Source organism: Pseudomonas sp. NY8896 (assembly GCF_039634505.1).
This window is the reverse complement of sequence record NZ_CP132350.1, coordinates 6,654,107-6,669,564: the sequence shown is the minus strand read 5'-3', so window position 1 is coordinate 6,669,564 and position 15,458 is coordinate 6,654,107. Positions and strand designations below refer to the sequence as shown.

At 62.3% G+C, this 15,458-nt stretch carries 15 protein-coding genes; 14 read left to right on the top strand and 1 reads right to left on the bottom strand.

Going from position 1 to position 15,458, the window contains the following annotated elements; translation table 11 throughout:
• Positions 1–46: 46 nt before the first annotated feature.
• Entirely contained in the window at positions 47–502 is a 456-nt protein-coding gene (locus Q9451_RS30185; protein ID WP_012274730.1) for a transposase, read from the bottom strand.
• 304 nt (positions 503–806) lie between these two features.
• Between Q9451_RS30185 and Q9451_RS30180 the strand changes: the two genes are divergently transcribed.
• From Q9451_RS30180 to Q9451_RS30115, 14 genes are all read left to right on the top strand, one after another.
• The gene (locus tag Q9451_RS30180) at positions 807–1,895 is read left to right on the top strand and encodes an efflux RND transporter periplasmic adaptor subunit (RefSeq protein WP_012274729.1); all 1,089 of its coding nucleotides are present in this window, start codon (positions 807–809) and stop codon (positions 1,893–1,895) included.
• Entirely contained in the window at positions 1,892–2,959 is a 1,068-nt protein-coding gene (locus Q9451_RS30175; RefSeq protein ID WP_012274728.1) for an efflux RND transporter periplasmic adaptor subunit, read from the top strand. Before Q9451_RS30180 ends, Q9451_RS30175 begins: the two co-directional genes overlap by 4 nt.
• A complete protein-coding gene (locus tag Q9451_RS30170) occupies positions 2,956–6,018 on the top strand; it encodes an efflux RND transporter permease subunit (RefSeq protein ID WP_012274727.1) in 3,063 nt (1,020 codons plus the stop codon). Before Q9451_RS30175 ends, Q9451_RS30170 begins: the two co-directional genes overlap by 4 nt.
• Positions 6,019–6,212: 194 nt before the next feature.
• Positions 6,213–6,395 carry a sulfur starvation response protein OscA gene (gene oscA / locus Q9451_RS30165; protein ID WP_012274726.1) on the top strand — a complete coding sequence of 61 codons (183 nt, stop codon included), beginning with the start codon at positions 6,213–6,215 and terminating at the stop codon, positions 6,393–6,395.
• Positions 6,396–6,443: 48 nt separating this feature from the next.
• Positions 6,444–7,451: a sulfate ABC transporter substrate-binding protein gene (locus Q9451_RS30160; protein ID WP_012274725.1), complete on the top strand. Its 1,008-nt coding sequence runs from the start codon at positions 6,444–6,446 to the stop codon at positions 7,449–7,451.
• 185 nt (positions 7,452–7,636) lie between these two features.
• Entirely contained in the window at positions 7,637–8,455 is an 819-nt protein-coding gene (gene cysT, locus Q9451_RS30155; RefSeq protein WP_012274724.1) for a sulfate ABC transporter permease subunit CysT, read from the top strand.
• An 11-nt stretch (positions 8,456–8,466) separates the two neighbouring features.
• Complete coding sequence (cysW, locus tag Q9451_RS30150; RefSeq protein ID WP_012274723.1) at positions 8,467–9,339, top strand: sulfate ABC transporter permease subunit CysW; 873 nt, start codon at positions 8,467–8,469, stop codon at positions 9,337–9,339.
• A 3-nt stretch (positions 9,340–9,342) separates the two neighbouring features.
• Complete coding sequence (locus Q9451_RS30145; RefSeq protein WP_012274722.1) at positions 9,343–10,332, top strand: sulfate ABC transporter ATP-binding protein; 990 nt, start codon at positions 9,343–9,345, stop codon at positions 10,330–10,332.
• A gap of 403 nt (positions 10,333–10,735) precedes the next feature.
• On the top strand, positions 10,736–11,536 hold the full coding sequence (locus Q9451_RS30140) for an energy transducer TonB (RefSeq protein WP_012274721.1): 801 nt from the start codon (positions 10,736–10,738) through the stop codon (positions 11,534–11,536).
• A 30-nt stretch (positions 11,537–11,566) separates the two neighbouring features.
• Positions 11,567–12,286: a MotA/TolQ/ExbB proton channel family protein gene (locus tag Q9451_RS30135; RefSeq protein ID WP_012274720.1), complete on the top strand. Its 720-nt coding sequence runs from the start codon at positions 11,567–11,569 to the stop codon at positions 12,284–12,286.
• A gap of 1 nt (position 12,287) precedes the next feature.
• Positions 12,288–12,689, top strand: a complete 402-nt coding sequence (locus Q9451_RS30130) for a biopolymer transporter ExbD (protein ID WP_012274719.1) — start codon at positions 12,288–12,290, stop codon at positions 12,687–12,689.
• A gap of 194 nt (positions 12,690–12,883) precedes the next feature.
• Positions 12,884–13,465, top strand: a complete 582-nt coding sequence (locus tag Q9451_RS30125) for an alpha/beta hydrolase (protein WP_012274718.1) — start codon at positions 12,884–12,886, stop codon at positions 13,463–13,465.
• A gap of 64 nt (positions 13,466–13,529) precedes the next feature.
• Positions 13,530–14,360, top strand: coding sequence for a sigma 54-interacting transcriptional regulator (locus tag Q9451_RS30120; RefSeq protein WP_012274717.1), 831 nt, complete (start codon positions 13,530–13,532; stop codon positions 14,358–14,360).
• A 175-nt stretch (positions 14,361–14,535) separates the two neighbouring features.
• The gene (locus Q9451_RS30115) at positions 14,536–15,321 is read left to right on the top strand and encodes a MetQ/NlpA family ABC transporter substrate-binding protein (protein ID WP_012274716.1); all 786 of its coding nucleotides are present in this window, start codon (positions 14,536–14,538) and stop codon (positions 15,319–15,321) included.
• Positions 15,322–15,458: the final 137 nt, after the last annotated feature.

The following is a 15,458-nucleotide window of genomic DNA, read 5'->3' as shown; positions in this document are numbered from 1 at the left end:
CAGTACCTGTGGGTGCGGGTTTACCCGCGAAGGCTCTCCCACCGATTCAAAGCCATATCGCATCCCAATGTGGATAGTCTCTGACACTCTTCACCAGCCCATTACGCAAGGGGTTGGCAACGATGTATCTGGCGACCTGAACCATGCTTCCCTCCCATCTCAATGCTCGGTCCTGATACCCAGGCTGCCACACCGGGTCATGCTCAACCCTCGCCTGATGCAAAACCAGACTGGATCTGGATTTGAATCTGCGCATCAACGTACCCAGCGTCGTGCCTTTCAACTCGATCAGCCAATGCAGATGGTCCGGCATCAGTACCCAGGCCATTGAGCGGCAGGCGTGCTCATGATCGGATTGCCGCAGTTGGTGGATGACCAGCCTTGCATGATGAAAGTCATGGAACAGTGGCTTGCGTTGATGGGTAACAGTAGTAAGCAGGTACAGCCTGCCGAGTTCTGAATAGCGACCACGGCGGAGCAGGTGTGATTGAGCCCGAGGCATTGGTTTCTTCCTTGAAAAGTGACCTCTCCAAGGTAGTGGCTGTGAAACCGCGAAAGTGCTTTGGATAGTTTCTGGAGATGGCAGGGGGCTTGTGGGTGGCTGTACCGACCTTTTCGGGGGCAGTCCAGGTACGGTGCAGGTCTTCAAGGCTGCGCCTGACCCTGTGGGAGCGGGTTCACCCGCGAAAGGGCCCGCGCAGAGGCTGAAAATGCCTGAGTGATCTCCATCAGTGATGTTTACCGAACCCTGAACTACGCTGACAGTCGCATCTCACAAATCATTTGTGCGCAAGCTAGGAGCCTGCATGAGGGTGACGCGTCCACTGTTGCTGGCAAGCTTGGGCTTGCTGTCCATGCTCACCGGTTGTAGCAAGGAAGAGGTTCCCGAGACGCTGCCTCGGGTGGGTGTGCAACAGGTCCAGCCCACCGATTTCGCTGCCAGGGTCACCCTGACCGGCGATGTGCAGGCGCGGGTGCAGACCGACCTCTCGTTCCGCGTAGGCGGCAAGATCATTTCGCGCAGCGTGGACGTGGGCGACCACGTCAAGGCCAACCAGGTGCTGGCGCGGCTGGACCCAAAAGACTTGCAGAACAACGTCGACTCGGCCAAGGCCGAGGTGTTCGCCGCGCAAGCGCGGGTCACCCAGACCAGTGCCGCCTTCGTGCGCCAGCAGAAACTGCTACCCAAGGGCTACACCAGCCAGAGTGAATACGACTCCGCCGAAGCCGCGTTGCGCAGCAACCAGAGCGCCCTCAAGGCCGCCCAGGCGCAGCTGGCCAACGCCAACGAACAACTCAGCTATACCGCACTGGTCTCCGAGGCCGCTGGGGTAATCACTCAGCGCCAGGCCGAAGTCGGGCAGGTGGTACAGGCCACCATGCCGATCTTCAGCCTGGCTACCGATGGCGACCGCGATGCGGTGTTCAACGTCTACGAGTCGCTGCTGGTCGCGCCGCCCAGCGATGCCGGGGTGGTCGTCAGCCTGTTGGACGACCCCAAGGTCCAGGCCCATGGCTTCGTGCGCGAAATCACCCCCACGGTGTCGGCGCAAAGCGGCACGGTGCAGGTCAAGGTTGGCCTGAAAGACGTGCCACCGGGCATGCAACTGGGCGCACCGGTCACTGCTACCACCAACGCTCAGGGCCGGCCCAGCGTCGAACTGCCGTGGTCGGCGTTGACCAAGGCCTTGCATGAACCCGCCGTGTGGGTGGTGGGCGAGGGCGACAAGGTGGAGCTGCGCAAAGTTGAAGTCAGCCGTTACCTCACCGGCAAGATCGTGGTCGCCAGCGGCCTCAAAGGCGGCGAGAGCGTGGTGGTCAACGGCGGCCAGTTGCTGCACCCCGGCATGCAGGTGCAGAAGGTCGATGCCAAGGCCCCAGGGGGTGAGTTATGAAGCGCCTGTTGCTGATGCTGTCAGCCGGCGTGCTGCTAGTGGGCTGCAGTAGCGAGGACGAGGCACCCGAGCCGATTCGGCCGGTGCTGTCGGTCAAGGTCGAACCCCAGGTGCAATCGCAGCTGGGCCGCTTCGCCGGCAGTATCCAGGCGCGCTTCGAAAGCACCCTGGGCTTTCGGGTTTCCGGGCGCATTGCCCGGCGCTGGCTGGATGTCGGTGCCCAGGTGAAGCCGGGCGACACCCTGGCCACCCTCGACCCGACCGACCAGCAGAACCAGTTGCGTGCCGCCGAAGGCGACCTGGCCAAGGTGCAGGCACAGTGGATCAACGCCCAGGCCGATGCCCGTCGCCAGCAACAGCTGTATGACCGTGGCGTGGGCGCCCAGGCCCAGCTGGACATCGCCCAGACCAACCTGAAAACCACCAGCGCGGCGTTGGAGCAGGCGCGCTCCGCGCTCAGCCAGGCCCGTGACCAGCTCGACTACAGCACCCTGCGCACCGACCACGCCGCCGTGATCACCGCGTGGCAGGCCGAAGCCGGGCAAACCGTTACCGCCGGGCAAGCCGTGGTGACCCTGGCCCGGCCGGACGTGAAGGAGGCGGTGATCGACCTGCCGATCGGCCTGGCCGAGCAGTTGGACAAAGGCCTGACCTTTACCGTTGCCTCACAGCTCGACCCAACCATCAATACCACGGCCAGCCTACGCGAGCTGGAGCCCCAGGCCGACGCCACCACCCGTACCCGGCGCGCCCGCCTGACCCTGGCCAGCACGCCGGCGGCGTTCCACTTGGGCACTGCCATCAGCGTGACCCTGAGTTCGGAAGTGACGCCGCGTAGCGAGCTGCCCGCGAGCGCGTTGCTGGAGCGTGACGGCAAGACTCAGGTGTGGGTGATCGATACACAGCAGAAGACCGTGGCAACCCGTGACGTGGCGCTGATCGACCGCACCGCCGACAGCATTGTCCTGACGTCGGGCGTACAGCCCGGTGAGCGCGTGGTTACCGCAGGTGTGAACAGCCTGAAGCCTGGCCAGAAGGTCACCTTCGACGAGGATGCGCAATGAAAGGAAGCTTCAACCTCTCCGAATGGGCGCTCAAGCACCAGTCATTCGTCTGGTACCTGATGTTCGTTGGCCTGCTGATGGGGATTTTTTCGTACTTCAACCTCGGGCGTGAGGAAGACCCGTCATTCACCATCAAAACCATGGTCATCCAGACCCGCTGGCCGGGTGCGACTCAGGACGAAACCCTATACCAGGTCACCGACCGCATCGAGAAGAAGCTGGAGGAGCTCGATTCCCTCGATTACACCAAAAGCTACACCCGTCCGGGTGAGTCCACCGTCTACGTGTACCTGCGCGACACCACCAAAGCCAAGGACATCCCGGAAATCTGGTACCAGGTGCGCAAGAAAATCCAGGACATCCGCGGCCAGTTCCCGCAGGGTATTCAGGGGCCTGCCTTCAACGACGAATTCGGTGACGTGTTCGGCTCGATCTACGCCTTTACCTCTGACGGCCTGACCCTGCGCCAACTGCGCGACTACGTTGAACAAGCCCGCGCCGAAGTGCGCGAAGTGCCCAACATCGGCAAGATAGAGCTGGTCGGCACCCAGGACGAAGTGCTGTACCTGAACTTCTCGACCCGCAAACTGGCAGCGCTGGGTATCGACCAGCGCCAGGTCATGCAGGCCTTGCAATCACAGAACGCAGTAACGCCAGCCGGGGTGATCGAGGCTGGGCCAGAGCGCATTTCGGTGCGCACCACCGGGCAGTTCGCATCCGAAAAAGACCTGCAAACCGTCAACCTGAGGATCAACGACCGCTTCTTCCGCCTGGCCGATATCGCTGATATCGAGCGTGGCTACGTCGACCCGCCCACGCCCATGTTCCGCTTCAACGGCCAGACCGCGATCGGCCTGGCTATCGGCATGAAGGCCGGCGGCAACATGCAGGTATTCGGTGCGGCGCTGAAGAAGAAAATGGACAGCGTGATCACCGACCTGCCGGTCGGGGTGGGTGTGCACACCGTGTCAGACCAGGCGGTGGTCGTGAAGCAGGCAGTCGGCGGCTTCACTAGCGCACTGTTCGAAGCGGTGGTGATTGTATTGGCGGTGAGCTTTATCAGCCTCGGTGTGCGTGCAGGGTTGGTGGTGGCCTGCTCGATTCCGTTGGTGCTGGCGATGGTGTTCGTGTTCATGGAGTACAGCGGCATCACCATGCAGCGGATTTCGCTGGGGGCGTTGATCATTGCCCTTGGCCTGCTGGTGGATGATGCGATGATCACCGTGGAGGTCATGGTCACGCGGCTGGAGATGGGCGAGAGCAAGGAGCAGGCGGCGACGTTCGCCTATACCTCTACCGCATTCCCCATGCTCACCGGCACCTTGGTGACCGTTGCCGGCTTCGTGCCGATTGGGCTCAATGCCAGCTCGGCGGGCGAATATACCTACACCTTGTTCGCGGTCATCGCCGTGGCGTTGATCGTGTCGTGGGTGGTGGCGGTGTTCTTCGCGCCGGTACTGGGCGTGCATATCCTGAGCAGCAAGGTCAAGGCACACGAGGAGCAGACCGGGCGAGTAGGGCGAGCGTTCGAAGGTGGCCTGCTGTGGTGCATGCGCAACCGCTGGCTGACCATCATCGGTACGGTGCTGTTGTTCGCGTTGGCCATTTTCTGTGAGCGCTTTGTCCAGAACCAGTTCTTCCCGTCCTCGGACCGCCCTGAAATTCTGGTCGACCTCAACCTGCCGCAGAACGCCTCGATCGAGGAGACGCGCAAGGTGGTCGACCGCTTCGAGGCGCGGATCAAGGATGACCCGGACCTGGTGCACTGGAGCACCTACATCGGCCAAGGTGCCATTCGTTTCTACCTGCCCCTCGACCAACAGTTGCAGAACCCCTACTACGCGCAGTTGGTGATCGTCAGTAAAGGCTTCGAAGAGCGTCAGGCCATGATGGATCGCTTGCAGAAGATCCTGCATGAAGAGTTCGTTGGCATCGGTACCAACGTACAGTCGCTGGAAATGGGCCCGCCGGTAGGGCGGCCGATCCAGTATCGGGTCAGTGGCGCAAATATCGACGAGGTGCGCAAACACGCCATCGAACTGGCCACCCTGCTTGACCAGAACGAGCATATCGGCGAGATGATCTACGACTGGAACGAGCCAGGTAAGGTGCTGCGCGTGGAAATCGCCCAGGACAAGGCACGCCAGCTGGGGTTATCGTCGGAAGACGTGGCCAATGTGATGAACAGCATCGTCAGCGGCGTGCAGATCACCCAGGTCAACGACAACATTTACCTGGTCAATGTGGTCGCCCGTGCCGAAGACAGCGAGCGCGGCTCGCCTGATACCCTGCAGAACCTGCAGATCCTCACGCCCAACGGCACTTCGATCCCGTTGCTGTCGTTTGCCACGGTGCGCTACGAGATGGAGCAGCCGCTGGTTTGGCGCCGCGACCGCAAGCCCACCATCACCATCAAGGCCTCGGTCAACGGCGACATCCAGCCCACCGATCTGGTAGCTCAGTTGAAGCCCAAGATCGACGAGTTCGCCAGCAAGCTGCCGGTGGGCTTCGAAGTGGCTACCGGCGGTACGGTGGAGGAGAGCGCCAAGGCGCAAGGGCCGATCCGCAAGGTGATCCCGCTGATGCTGTTCCTGATGGCGACCTTCCTGATGATCCAGCTGCACAGTGTGCAGAAGCTGTTCCTGGTGGTCAGCGTGGCGCCGCTTGGGCTGATTGGCGTGGTGCTGGCGCTGGTGCCCACGGGTACGCCGATGGGCTTTGTGGCGATCCTTGGCATCCTGGCGCTGGCGGGCATCATCATCCGTAACTCGGTGATTCTGGTAACCCAGATCGATGAATTCGTGGCGCAAGGCTTTTCGCAATGGGATGCGGTGGTGGAGGCCACTAACCATCGGCGCCGGCCAATCCTGCTGACCGCGGCGGCGGCGAGCCTGGGTATGATCCCGATTGCCCGCGAGGTGTTCTGGGGGCCGATGGCCTACGCGATGATTGGCGGGATCATCGTGGCGACCTTGCTGACGCTGCTGTTCCTGCCGGCGCTGTATGTGGCCTGGTACAAGATCCGCGAGCCTGAAAACAGTAGCAAAACCCAACACTGAACCCTGTGGGAGCGGGCGTGCCCGCTCCCACAGAGGAATTTTGGCGCCTACAAAATCTCTTCTTGAATTTGGTTATATAAACATTCTTAAACAGTATTTTTAAGAATATCTCCGCCTCACTACTATTGCCCTCAAGCCAGGCGCAAATCCCCTTCAAACCTCTGCCCGGCACCCTCACTCCAAGGAGAACGAGCATGAGTGCATCTCTGCGTAGCATCGACGGTCAGGACGAAGCCACCATTCTGCGTGAAATCCAGAGCGCCTTGCGCGACCTGCGGTTTGGTGCGGTGGAGATCACTGTGCACAACGCTCAGGTCGTACAGATCGAGCGCAAGGAGAAGTTCCGCCTGCAACAGCCGGGCAACAAGCCCAGCTGATCGCGCCTCACATCCAAAATTAGAAAAATGCCAATCGGGAGCTTCACCATGTCCATCCGCCGTTATGCGCTCGCCGCCCTGGCCAGTGCTGTTTTTGCCGGTTCCGCCATCGCCAAGGACTACGAACTGCTGAACGTGTCCTACGACCCGACCCGCGAGCTGTACCAGCAGTACAACGCCGAGTTCATCAAGCACTGGCAGCAGGCCCACCCGGGCGACAAGGTGAAGATCCAGCAATCCCATGGCGGTTCGGGCAAGCAGGCCCGTGCGGTGATCGACGGCCTGCGCGCCGACGTGGTGACCCTGGCCCTGGCCGGCGACATCGACGAAGTAGCCAAGCTCGGCAAGACCCTGCCGGACAACTGGCAGACCCGCCTGCCGGACGCCAGCACCCCGTACACCTCGACCATCGTGTTCCTGGTGCGCAAGGGCAACCCGAAAGGCATCAAGGACTGGGGCGACCTGATCAAGAAGGACGTCTCGGTCATCACCCCCAACCCGAAAACCTCCGGCGGTGCGCGCTGGAACTTCCTGGCGGCCTGGGCCTATGGCCTGAAAGCCGGCGGTAGCGAAGAAAAGGCCAAGGAGTACGTACAGGAGCTGTTCAAGCATGTACCGGTGCTGGATACCGGCGCCCGTGGCTCGACCATCACCTTCGTCAACAACGGCCAGGGCGACGTATTGCTGGCTTGGGAAAACGAAGCCTTCCTGGCGCTGAAGGAAGACGGTGGCGCCGACAAGTTCGACATCGTCGTGCCGTCGCTGTCGATCCTGGCCGAGCCGCCTGTGGCGGTGGTGGACAAGAACGCCGAGAAGAAAGGCAATACCGAGATTGCCACCGAATACCTCAAGCACCTGTACAGCCCGGCTGGGCAGAAGATTGCCGCCGAGAACTTCTACCGCCCGCGTGACGAGAAAGTCGCTGCGGAGTTTGGCAAGCAGTTCCCGAAACTGGACCTGGTAACCATCGACAAGGACTTCGGTGGCTGGAAAACTGCACAGCCCAAATTCTTCAATGATGGCGGTGTGTTCGACCAGATCTATCAGGCACAGTAAACGCCAGGGAAAAGCTGGGCCGTGTTGCGGCCCAATCGCGACACAAGGCCGCTCCCACAAGGAACCGCAATCTCCTGTGGGGGCGGTCTTGCGTCGCGATTGGGCTGCAACGCAGCCCCGGGATTCAGAGTCTTGCACCGGCCCGGGATTGATTCCGGGCTTCGTGCGTTCAACCAGGGATACTTATGTCACGTCGTATTTCCCCCGTCATACCCGGCTTCGGGCTGACGCTGGGCTACACCTTGGTGTACCTCAGCCTGATCGTGCTGATACCGCTGGCGGCCATGTTCATTCATGCCTCGCAGCTGACCTGGGAGCAGTTCTGGAACATCATCAGCGCACCGCGGGTAATCGCCGCGCTCAAGCTGAGTTTCGGCACCGCCCTGTTCGCCGCCATCATCAATGGTGTGATCGGTACCCTGCTGGCCTGGGTACTGGTGCGCTACACCTTCCCCGGGCGCAAGATCATCGACGCGATGATCGACCTGCCGTTCGCCCTGCCTACCGCCGTTGCCGGTATTGCCCTGACCGCCCTGTACGCGCCTGCGGGCTGGGTCGGCCAGTTCGCCACCGACCTGGGCTTCAAGATCGCGTACACCCCGCTGGGCATCACCCTGGCGCTGACCTTCGTCACCCTGCCGTTCGTGGTGCGCACGGTGCAGCCGGTACTGGCCGACATCCCGCGTGAAGTGGAAGAGGCCGCTGCCTGCCTGGGGGCCAAGCCGCTGCAGGTGTTCCGTCATATTCTGGCGCCGGCCCTGCTACCGGCCTGGCTCACCGGCTTTGCCCTGGCCTTCGCCCGTGGCGTGGGCGAATATGGCTCGGTGATCTTCATTGCCGGCAACATGCCGATGAAGACCGAAATCCTGCCGCTGCTGATCATGGTCAAGCTCGACCAGTACGACTACACCGGCGCGACCGCCATCGGCGTGCTGATGCTGGTGGTTTCCTTCATCCTGCTGCTGCTGATCAACTTGCTGCAGCGCCGCATCGAAACCCCTTGAAGGAGGCCGGCATGTCCAGTTCATCCCTGAGTACAAGCGCCGCCGCCAACGCCGCCCGCCGAGGCAGCGCTACTTCGCGACGCATTCTGATCGGCCTTGGCTGGTTGGTGTTCGCGCTGTTCCTGTTGCTGCCGCTGGTGATCGTGGTGTCGCAGGCGCTGAAGAACGGTTTTGGCACCTTCTTCGAGGCGATCTTCGAGCCTGATGCCTTGTCGGCGCTGAAGCTGACCCTGCTCGCCGTGGTGATTTCGGTGCCGCTGAACCTGGTGTTCGGTGTCAGCGCCGCGTGGTGCGTGAGCAAGTACACCTTCCGTGGCAAGAGTATCCTGGTCACCCTGATCGACCTGCCGTTCTCGGTGTCGCCGGTAATCGCCGGCCTGGTCTACGTGCTGATGTTCGGCGCGCAAGGCCTGTTCGGGCCGTGGCTGCAGGACCACGACATCCAGATCGTGTTCGCCCTGCCGGGCATCGTCCTGGCGACCATTTTCGTCACCGTGCCGTTCGTGGCCCGTGAGCTGATCCCGCTGATGCAGGAGCAGGGCACGCAAGAAGAGGAGGCCGCGCGCCTGCTCGGCGCCAATGGCTGGCAGATGTTCTGGCACGTGACTTTGCCGAATATCAAATGGGGCTTGATCTACGGCGTGGTGCTTTGTACTGCACGGGCCATGGGCGAGTTCGGCGCGGTGTCGGTGGTGTCCGGCCACATTCGCGGCGTGACCAACACCTTGCCGCTGCACGTAGAGATCCTCTACAACGAGTACAACCACGTGGCGGCCTTCAGCGTGGCCAGCCTGTTGCTGATCCTGGCGCTCTTCATCCTGCTGCTCAAGCAGTGGAGCGAGAACCGTATTAACCGCCTGCGCCACAGCGCCGCGGAGGAATGATTCATGTCGATCGAAGTTCGTAATGTCAGCAAGCGCTTCAACAGCTTCCAGGCCCTGAACAACATCAACCTGGACATCAACAGCGGCGAGCTGGTGGCCTTGCTCGGCCCGTCCGGCTGCGGCAAGACCACGCTGCTGCGCATCATCGCCGGCCTGGAAACCCCGGACCAGGGCAACATCGTGTTCCATGGCGAGGACGTGTCTGGCCATGACGTGCGTGACCGTAACGTTGGGTTCGTGTTCCAGCACTATGCGCTGTTCCGCCATATGAGCGTGTTCGACAACGTCGCCTTCGGCCTGCGCATGAAGCCCAAGGGCGAGCGCCCGAGCGAGAGCAAGATCGCCGAGAAGGTGCACGAGCTGCTGAACATGGTGCAGTTGGACTGGTTGTCCGATCGCTACCCCGAGCAGCTGTCTGGCGGCCAGCGTCAGCGTATCGCCCTGGCCCGCGCCCTGGCGGTGGAGCCCAAGGTGCTGCTGCTGGACGAGCCGTTCGGTGCGCTGGATGCCAAGGTGCGCAAGGAGCTGCGCCGCTGGCTGGCGCGGTTGCACGAGGATATCAACCTGACCTCGGTGTTCGTGACTCACGACCAGGAAGAAGCCATGGAAGTGGCTGACCGCATCGTGGTGATGAACAAGGGCGTGATCGAGCAGATCGGTTCGCCGGGCGAGGTGTACGAGAAGCCAGCCAACGATTTCGTCTACCACTTCCTCGGCGATTCCAACCGCCTGGCACTGAGCGAAGGCCACCACGTGCTGTTCCGTCCGCACGAGGTGTCGCTGTCGCGGCATGAGACCGAAGGGCACCATGCGGCCGAGGTGCGGGACATCCGGCCGTTGGGCGCGACCACGCGGGTGACTTTGAAGGTGGAAGGGCAGAGCGAGCTGATCGAGGCCGAAGTGGTCAAGGACCATGACAGCCTGACCGGCTTGGCGCGTGGGGAGACGTTGTTCTTCCGGCCGAAGGTTTGGCAGAAGGTGGCGGATATCTGATCTGCCCTTGATGATTAAGAGCCCGGGCTTGGTCCCGGGTTTTTTTATGCCTGTCGGATTGCCGGGGCTGCTTTGCAGCCCATCGCGACACAAGGCCGCTCCTACAAGGGATTCGCGTAAGGTCCGAGGGGCGCGAGTCCTTTGTAGGAGCGGCCTTGCGTCGCGATCGAGGGCGCAGCCCTCGCGGCAATCTCATGCCTTACGCGAATATTTTGCATGCCCCCAATGCATAGCCTTTAGCCATGAATGCCACAGCCCGCGCAATCCGTGGCTTTCACGCGATACTTCAGAAACAATATTCAATTAAGTTCTAACCATAATTTTAAACATTACTTTAAGAGATAAGCCTCTGGCCCCGATGATTCAGCCACACACCTGAATCGAGACCCCAGGAGTTTGATCAATGGGTAATGTCCAATCGGCCGTCAGGGCCTACGACCAGCCATGGCGCCCGGCCCCAGGCGACCTGGTCGAGCTTGGACGCACGCTTCGCCTGCCGCTTGGCCAGCTGCGCCTGCAACGCACGCCTGTGAGCGGGCTCAAGCGCCGCGACAAGCTGGTGTTGGGCCTGCTGGTGCTGGCCCTGCATGGCGCCGCCGCGTACTGGGTCAGCCAGGCGCCCACGCCCGAACTGCCGGTTGTGCCGCCACAGGTGCCGCCCATGACCATCGAGTTCGCGGCACCCGCACCGCCTGTGGTCGAGCCTCCGCCGCCTGCGCCCGCGCCTCCCGTGGTCGAGCCACCGCCGCCGCCACCGGTCGTCGACGAACTGGCCGCCAAGCCCAAACCCAAACCGAAGCCCGTGCCAAAGCCTGTGGTCAAGCAAGCGCCCAAGCCACAGCCCAAGCCGGTTGAAGCACCACCACCCGCGCCAGTGGCGGCCCCGGCACCGCCTGCGCCCGCACCACCCGCGCCGGCCCCGATAACCCCGGCATCGGCCAACGCCGCGTACCTGAAGAACCCGGCGCCGGAGTACCCGCAGATGGCTCAGCGCCGTGGCTGGGAGGGCACCGTGCTGTTGCGTGTCGAAGTGCTGCCCAGCGGCAAGCCTGGGCAGATCCAGGTTCAGAAGAGCAGCGGCCGTGACGCCCTCGACGCCGCCGCGCTGGCCGCGGTGAAGCGCTGGAGCTTCGTGCCCGCCAAGCAGGGTGATGTGGCCCAGACCGGCTGGGTCAGCGTGCCGATCGATTTCAAGCTTCGCTAACTTTTTCGCAGAACACAGGAAGACATCATCATGAGCCTGCTGGCATCCCCCCTCGAATCCGTTGAAAGCGCAGTCATCTGGCTGCTGGTCGGTTTTTCTGTCGTCACCTGGGGCCTGGCCCTGGTCAAGGTCGCGCAGTTCGTGCGGTTGAAGAACCAGGACAAGCGCTTCCACCAGCAGTTCTGGGCTGCCTCCAGCCTGGACTCGGCCGCCGAGCTCAGCCATGAGCTGCCCGGCCCGGCTGCCCGTGTGGCCCAGTCTGGCTACGCTGCCATCGCCGTTGGCGACACTCAGGCCAACGACCTGAGCCATGCGATCAACCACCAGGACCGCCTGGAGCGCGCCCTGCGCCAGCAGATCGTGCGTGAGCGCCGCTCGCTGGAAACCGGCCTGGCGGTGGTCGCCAGTATCGGCAGCACCTCGCCCTTCATCGGCCTGTTCGGCACCGTGTGGGGCATCATGGAAGCGCTCAAGGGCATCAGCGCGGCCGGCTCCGCCAGCCTGGAAACCGTCGCCGGACCAATCGGTGCGGCACTGGTGGCGACCGGTGTGGGTATCGCCGTCGCGGTACCGGCCGTGCTGGTTTACAACTACTTCCTGCGGCGCCTCAAGCTGACCGCCGCCGACCTCGATGACTTCGCCCACGACTTCTACAGCCTGGCGCAGAAGAGTGCCTTCCGCGTGCTGGTGCACCCTGCTGTGCAAAAAGCCCAGGCCGGTTTCACCCAGCCAGTGAAGGAGGCGTCCTGATATGGCCTTTTCGACCCAGGACAGCGACGAAGTCCTCAGTGAAATCAACGTCACGCCCCTGGTGGACGTCATGCTGGTGCTGCTGGTGGTGTTCATCGTCACCGCGCCGCTGCTGACCAACGCCATTCCCATCAACCTGCCCAAGACCGAGGCCGTGGCCCCGGTGGAGCAGAAGGACCCGCTGGTGGTCAGCATCGATGGCGAGGGCAAGCTGTTCATCAACAAGGACCAGATCCAGCCCGATCTGCTGGAAACCAATCTCAAGGCCGCCAAGGACAAGGACGCGGACGTGCGCGTGCAGCTGCAGGCCGATGACGGCGTGAACTACGGCGAAGTGGCACGGGCCATGGCGGCCATCGAACGCGCGGGGATCAGCAAGCTGGCGGTGATTACCGCACGTTGATACCCGGCACACCTCTTCAGGCAAGTGCTTATGGGCCACATCTCTTGGCAGGGGTTGGCCCTTTTTTTTGCCTGTGAGGGCCCTGTCGCAGGAATTTGTTTTTGGTTATTAATAAATAGCTTCTTATTCCTTTACGAATATAACTCCCTCCCTATACTTGTCTCCAAGCACGCAAACTTACTGGAGGCGTCCCCATGCGCAATGAGTCGATTCGTTACCTGATTGTGCCGGGCTGGCAAGGATCGCCAGACAACCATTGGCAAAGTCACTGGCAGCGCACCCTGCCTAACAGTGCCCGGGTGGAGCAACACGACTGGCTCACCCCGCAGCGGCAGGATTGGGTGCAGGCGCTGGAGCAGGCAATTGCCGCCGAGCGCTCACCGGTGATCCTGATCGCCCACAGCCTGGGCTGCATCACTGTCGCCCATTGGGCTGCGCAAGCCAGGCCGGCCTTGCTGCGGCGGGTGCGTGGTGCACTGTTGGTGGCGCCGGCAGACGTCGAGCGGCCCACCTGCGCGCCAGCCCTGCGCAACTTTGCGCCGATCCCGACCGATGCATTGCCGTTCCCCAGCCAGGTCGTCAGCTCGGACAACGACCCGGCCGTGAACGTACCGCGGGCGCTGTACCTGGCCCAGGCATGGGGCGCCGAAGCGGGGTTGCTGAGCAATGCCGGGCACATCAACGTCAAGTCCGGCCATGAGCGCTGGGAACAAGGCTTCGCCTACTTGTATCGCTTGCAGAGCCGGGTAGAGCAGCGCGCACTGCGCCGCGCCTGATCACCCTTACTGTTTACCGTTTGCCTGACGCCCGGCCATTGCAGGCCTGGGGCGGGAGTTCGTCATGACTTTTCAAAACCCGTTTGGCCAGCCGCTGCTGACCTTCCCCGAGCTGGACAAGAGCCCGCTGAGCATTCGTGCCAAGGCGCTGGTGTTCATCGACCCGCGCTCGCAGCAGCTGCGCGAGGACCTTGAGCGCCTGGCGCCACAACCTGTGCCGGTGCTGATCCGTGGCGAAACCGGCACCGGCAAGGAGCTGCTGGCCCGGCAGATCCACCGTGCCAGCGACCGTGGCGGGCTGTTCGTGTCGGTCAACTGCGCGGCCATCAGCCCCACCTACGCCGATGCCGAATTGTTCGGCTATAGCGCCGGCAGTCATGGCGGCACAGCCAGCAGCCGCGCCGGCTGGTTTGGCTCGGCCAATGGCGGCACGCTGTACCTGGACGAGATTGCCGACTTGCCGCTGGCCATCCAGGGCAAGTTGCTGGCCGCACTGGAAAACCGTGAGGTCACCCGGGTTGGCGCGCAGCAGCCACAGCCAGTGGATGTGCGCCTGGTCGCCGCGACCAGCATCGACCTGGCGCGCGTGGTACGTGCGGGGCGCTTCAACGAGCGCCTGTACCAGTACCTGCGCGAGGGGGCGCTGGAACTGCCGCCGCTGCGTGAACGGCCGGGCGACATCCTGCCGCTGGCCGAGTACTTCGTGGGCATTTACAGCGTGCGCCTGCAGCGGCCCGTGCCGTTGGTGAGCGAGGCGGCGCAGCAGGTGCTGGAAGCGCATTTCTGGCCCGGCAACACCCGCGAGCTGGAGAACGTGATCCACTTTGCCTTGCTGGTGAATGACGGCGCAGAGATCCTGCCGGAGGACCTCGACCTGGCCAATCCCGCGCGCTAGACATCGCTCATAAGCAAAGTGGCTGGTGGCAGTTTGTTTTTGGAATAAGCAGCTAAGTAAAAGATATTGTTACGGAATAAAAAATCTAGGTATTGTCCGCCTCACGCCCACTGGTGAACCGGTTGGGCACCCGATTCGCCATCGTCGATGGCCCAGATTCAGAACAAGGACCACCATGAAGAAGACCCTGCTGACCACTGCCCTGGCTGCTGCCCTGTCGTTCTCCGGCCTGGCCGCCGCTGCCGAGAAACTGGTGGTTGCCGCTACCCCGGTTCCGCACGCCGAAATCCTTGAGCTGATCAAGCCGACCCTGGCAAAAGAAGGTGTGGACCTGCAGATCAAGGTCTTCACCGATTACGTGCAGCCAAACGTACAAGTGGACCAGAAGCGCCTGGACGCCAACTACTTCCAGACCCTGCCGTACCTGAAAAGCTTCAACGAAGGTAAAGGCACCCACCTGGAAACCGTGGTCGGCGTGCACGTCGAACCCTTCGGTGGCTACTCCAAGAAGATCAAGAACCTGTCCGAGCTGAAGGAAGGCGCCACTGTTGCCATCCCTAACGAAGGCAGCAACAGCGGCCGCGCCCTGATCCTGCTGCAGAAGGCTGGCCTGATCACCCTGAAAGACCCGAAAAATGCCCTGGCCACCCCCAAGGACATTGCCGAGAACCCGAAGAAGCTGAAGTTCCGCGAGCTTGAGTCGGCCATGCTGCCGCGCGTGCTGGACCAGGTTGACCTGGACATGATCAACACCAACTACGCCCTGGAAGCCGGCCTGAACCCGGCCAAGGATGCGCTGGTGATCGAAGGTGCCGATTCGCCATACGTGAACTTCCTGGTTGCCCGCCCGGACAACAAGGACAGCGAAGCCATCCAGAAACTGGCCAAGGCCCTGACCAGCCCGGAAGTGAAGGCATTCATCGCCAAGAAGTACCAGGGTGCGGTGCTGCCAGCGTTCTGATGCAGTTGCATTCCCTTGCATGACCTGACGCCGACTCATATGAGTCGGCGTTTTTATTTCTTTGACATGCATTTTGGGGAGAAGCGATCCCCTGTAGGAGCGGCCTTGTGTCGCGAAAGGGGGGCGGAGCGCCCCCA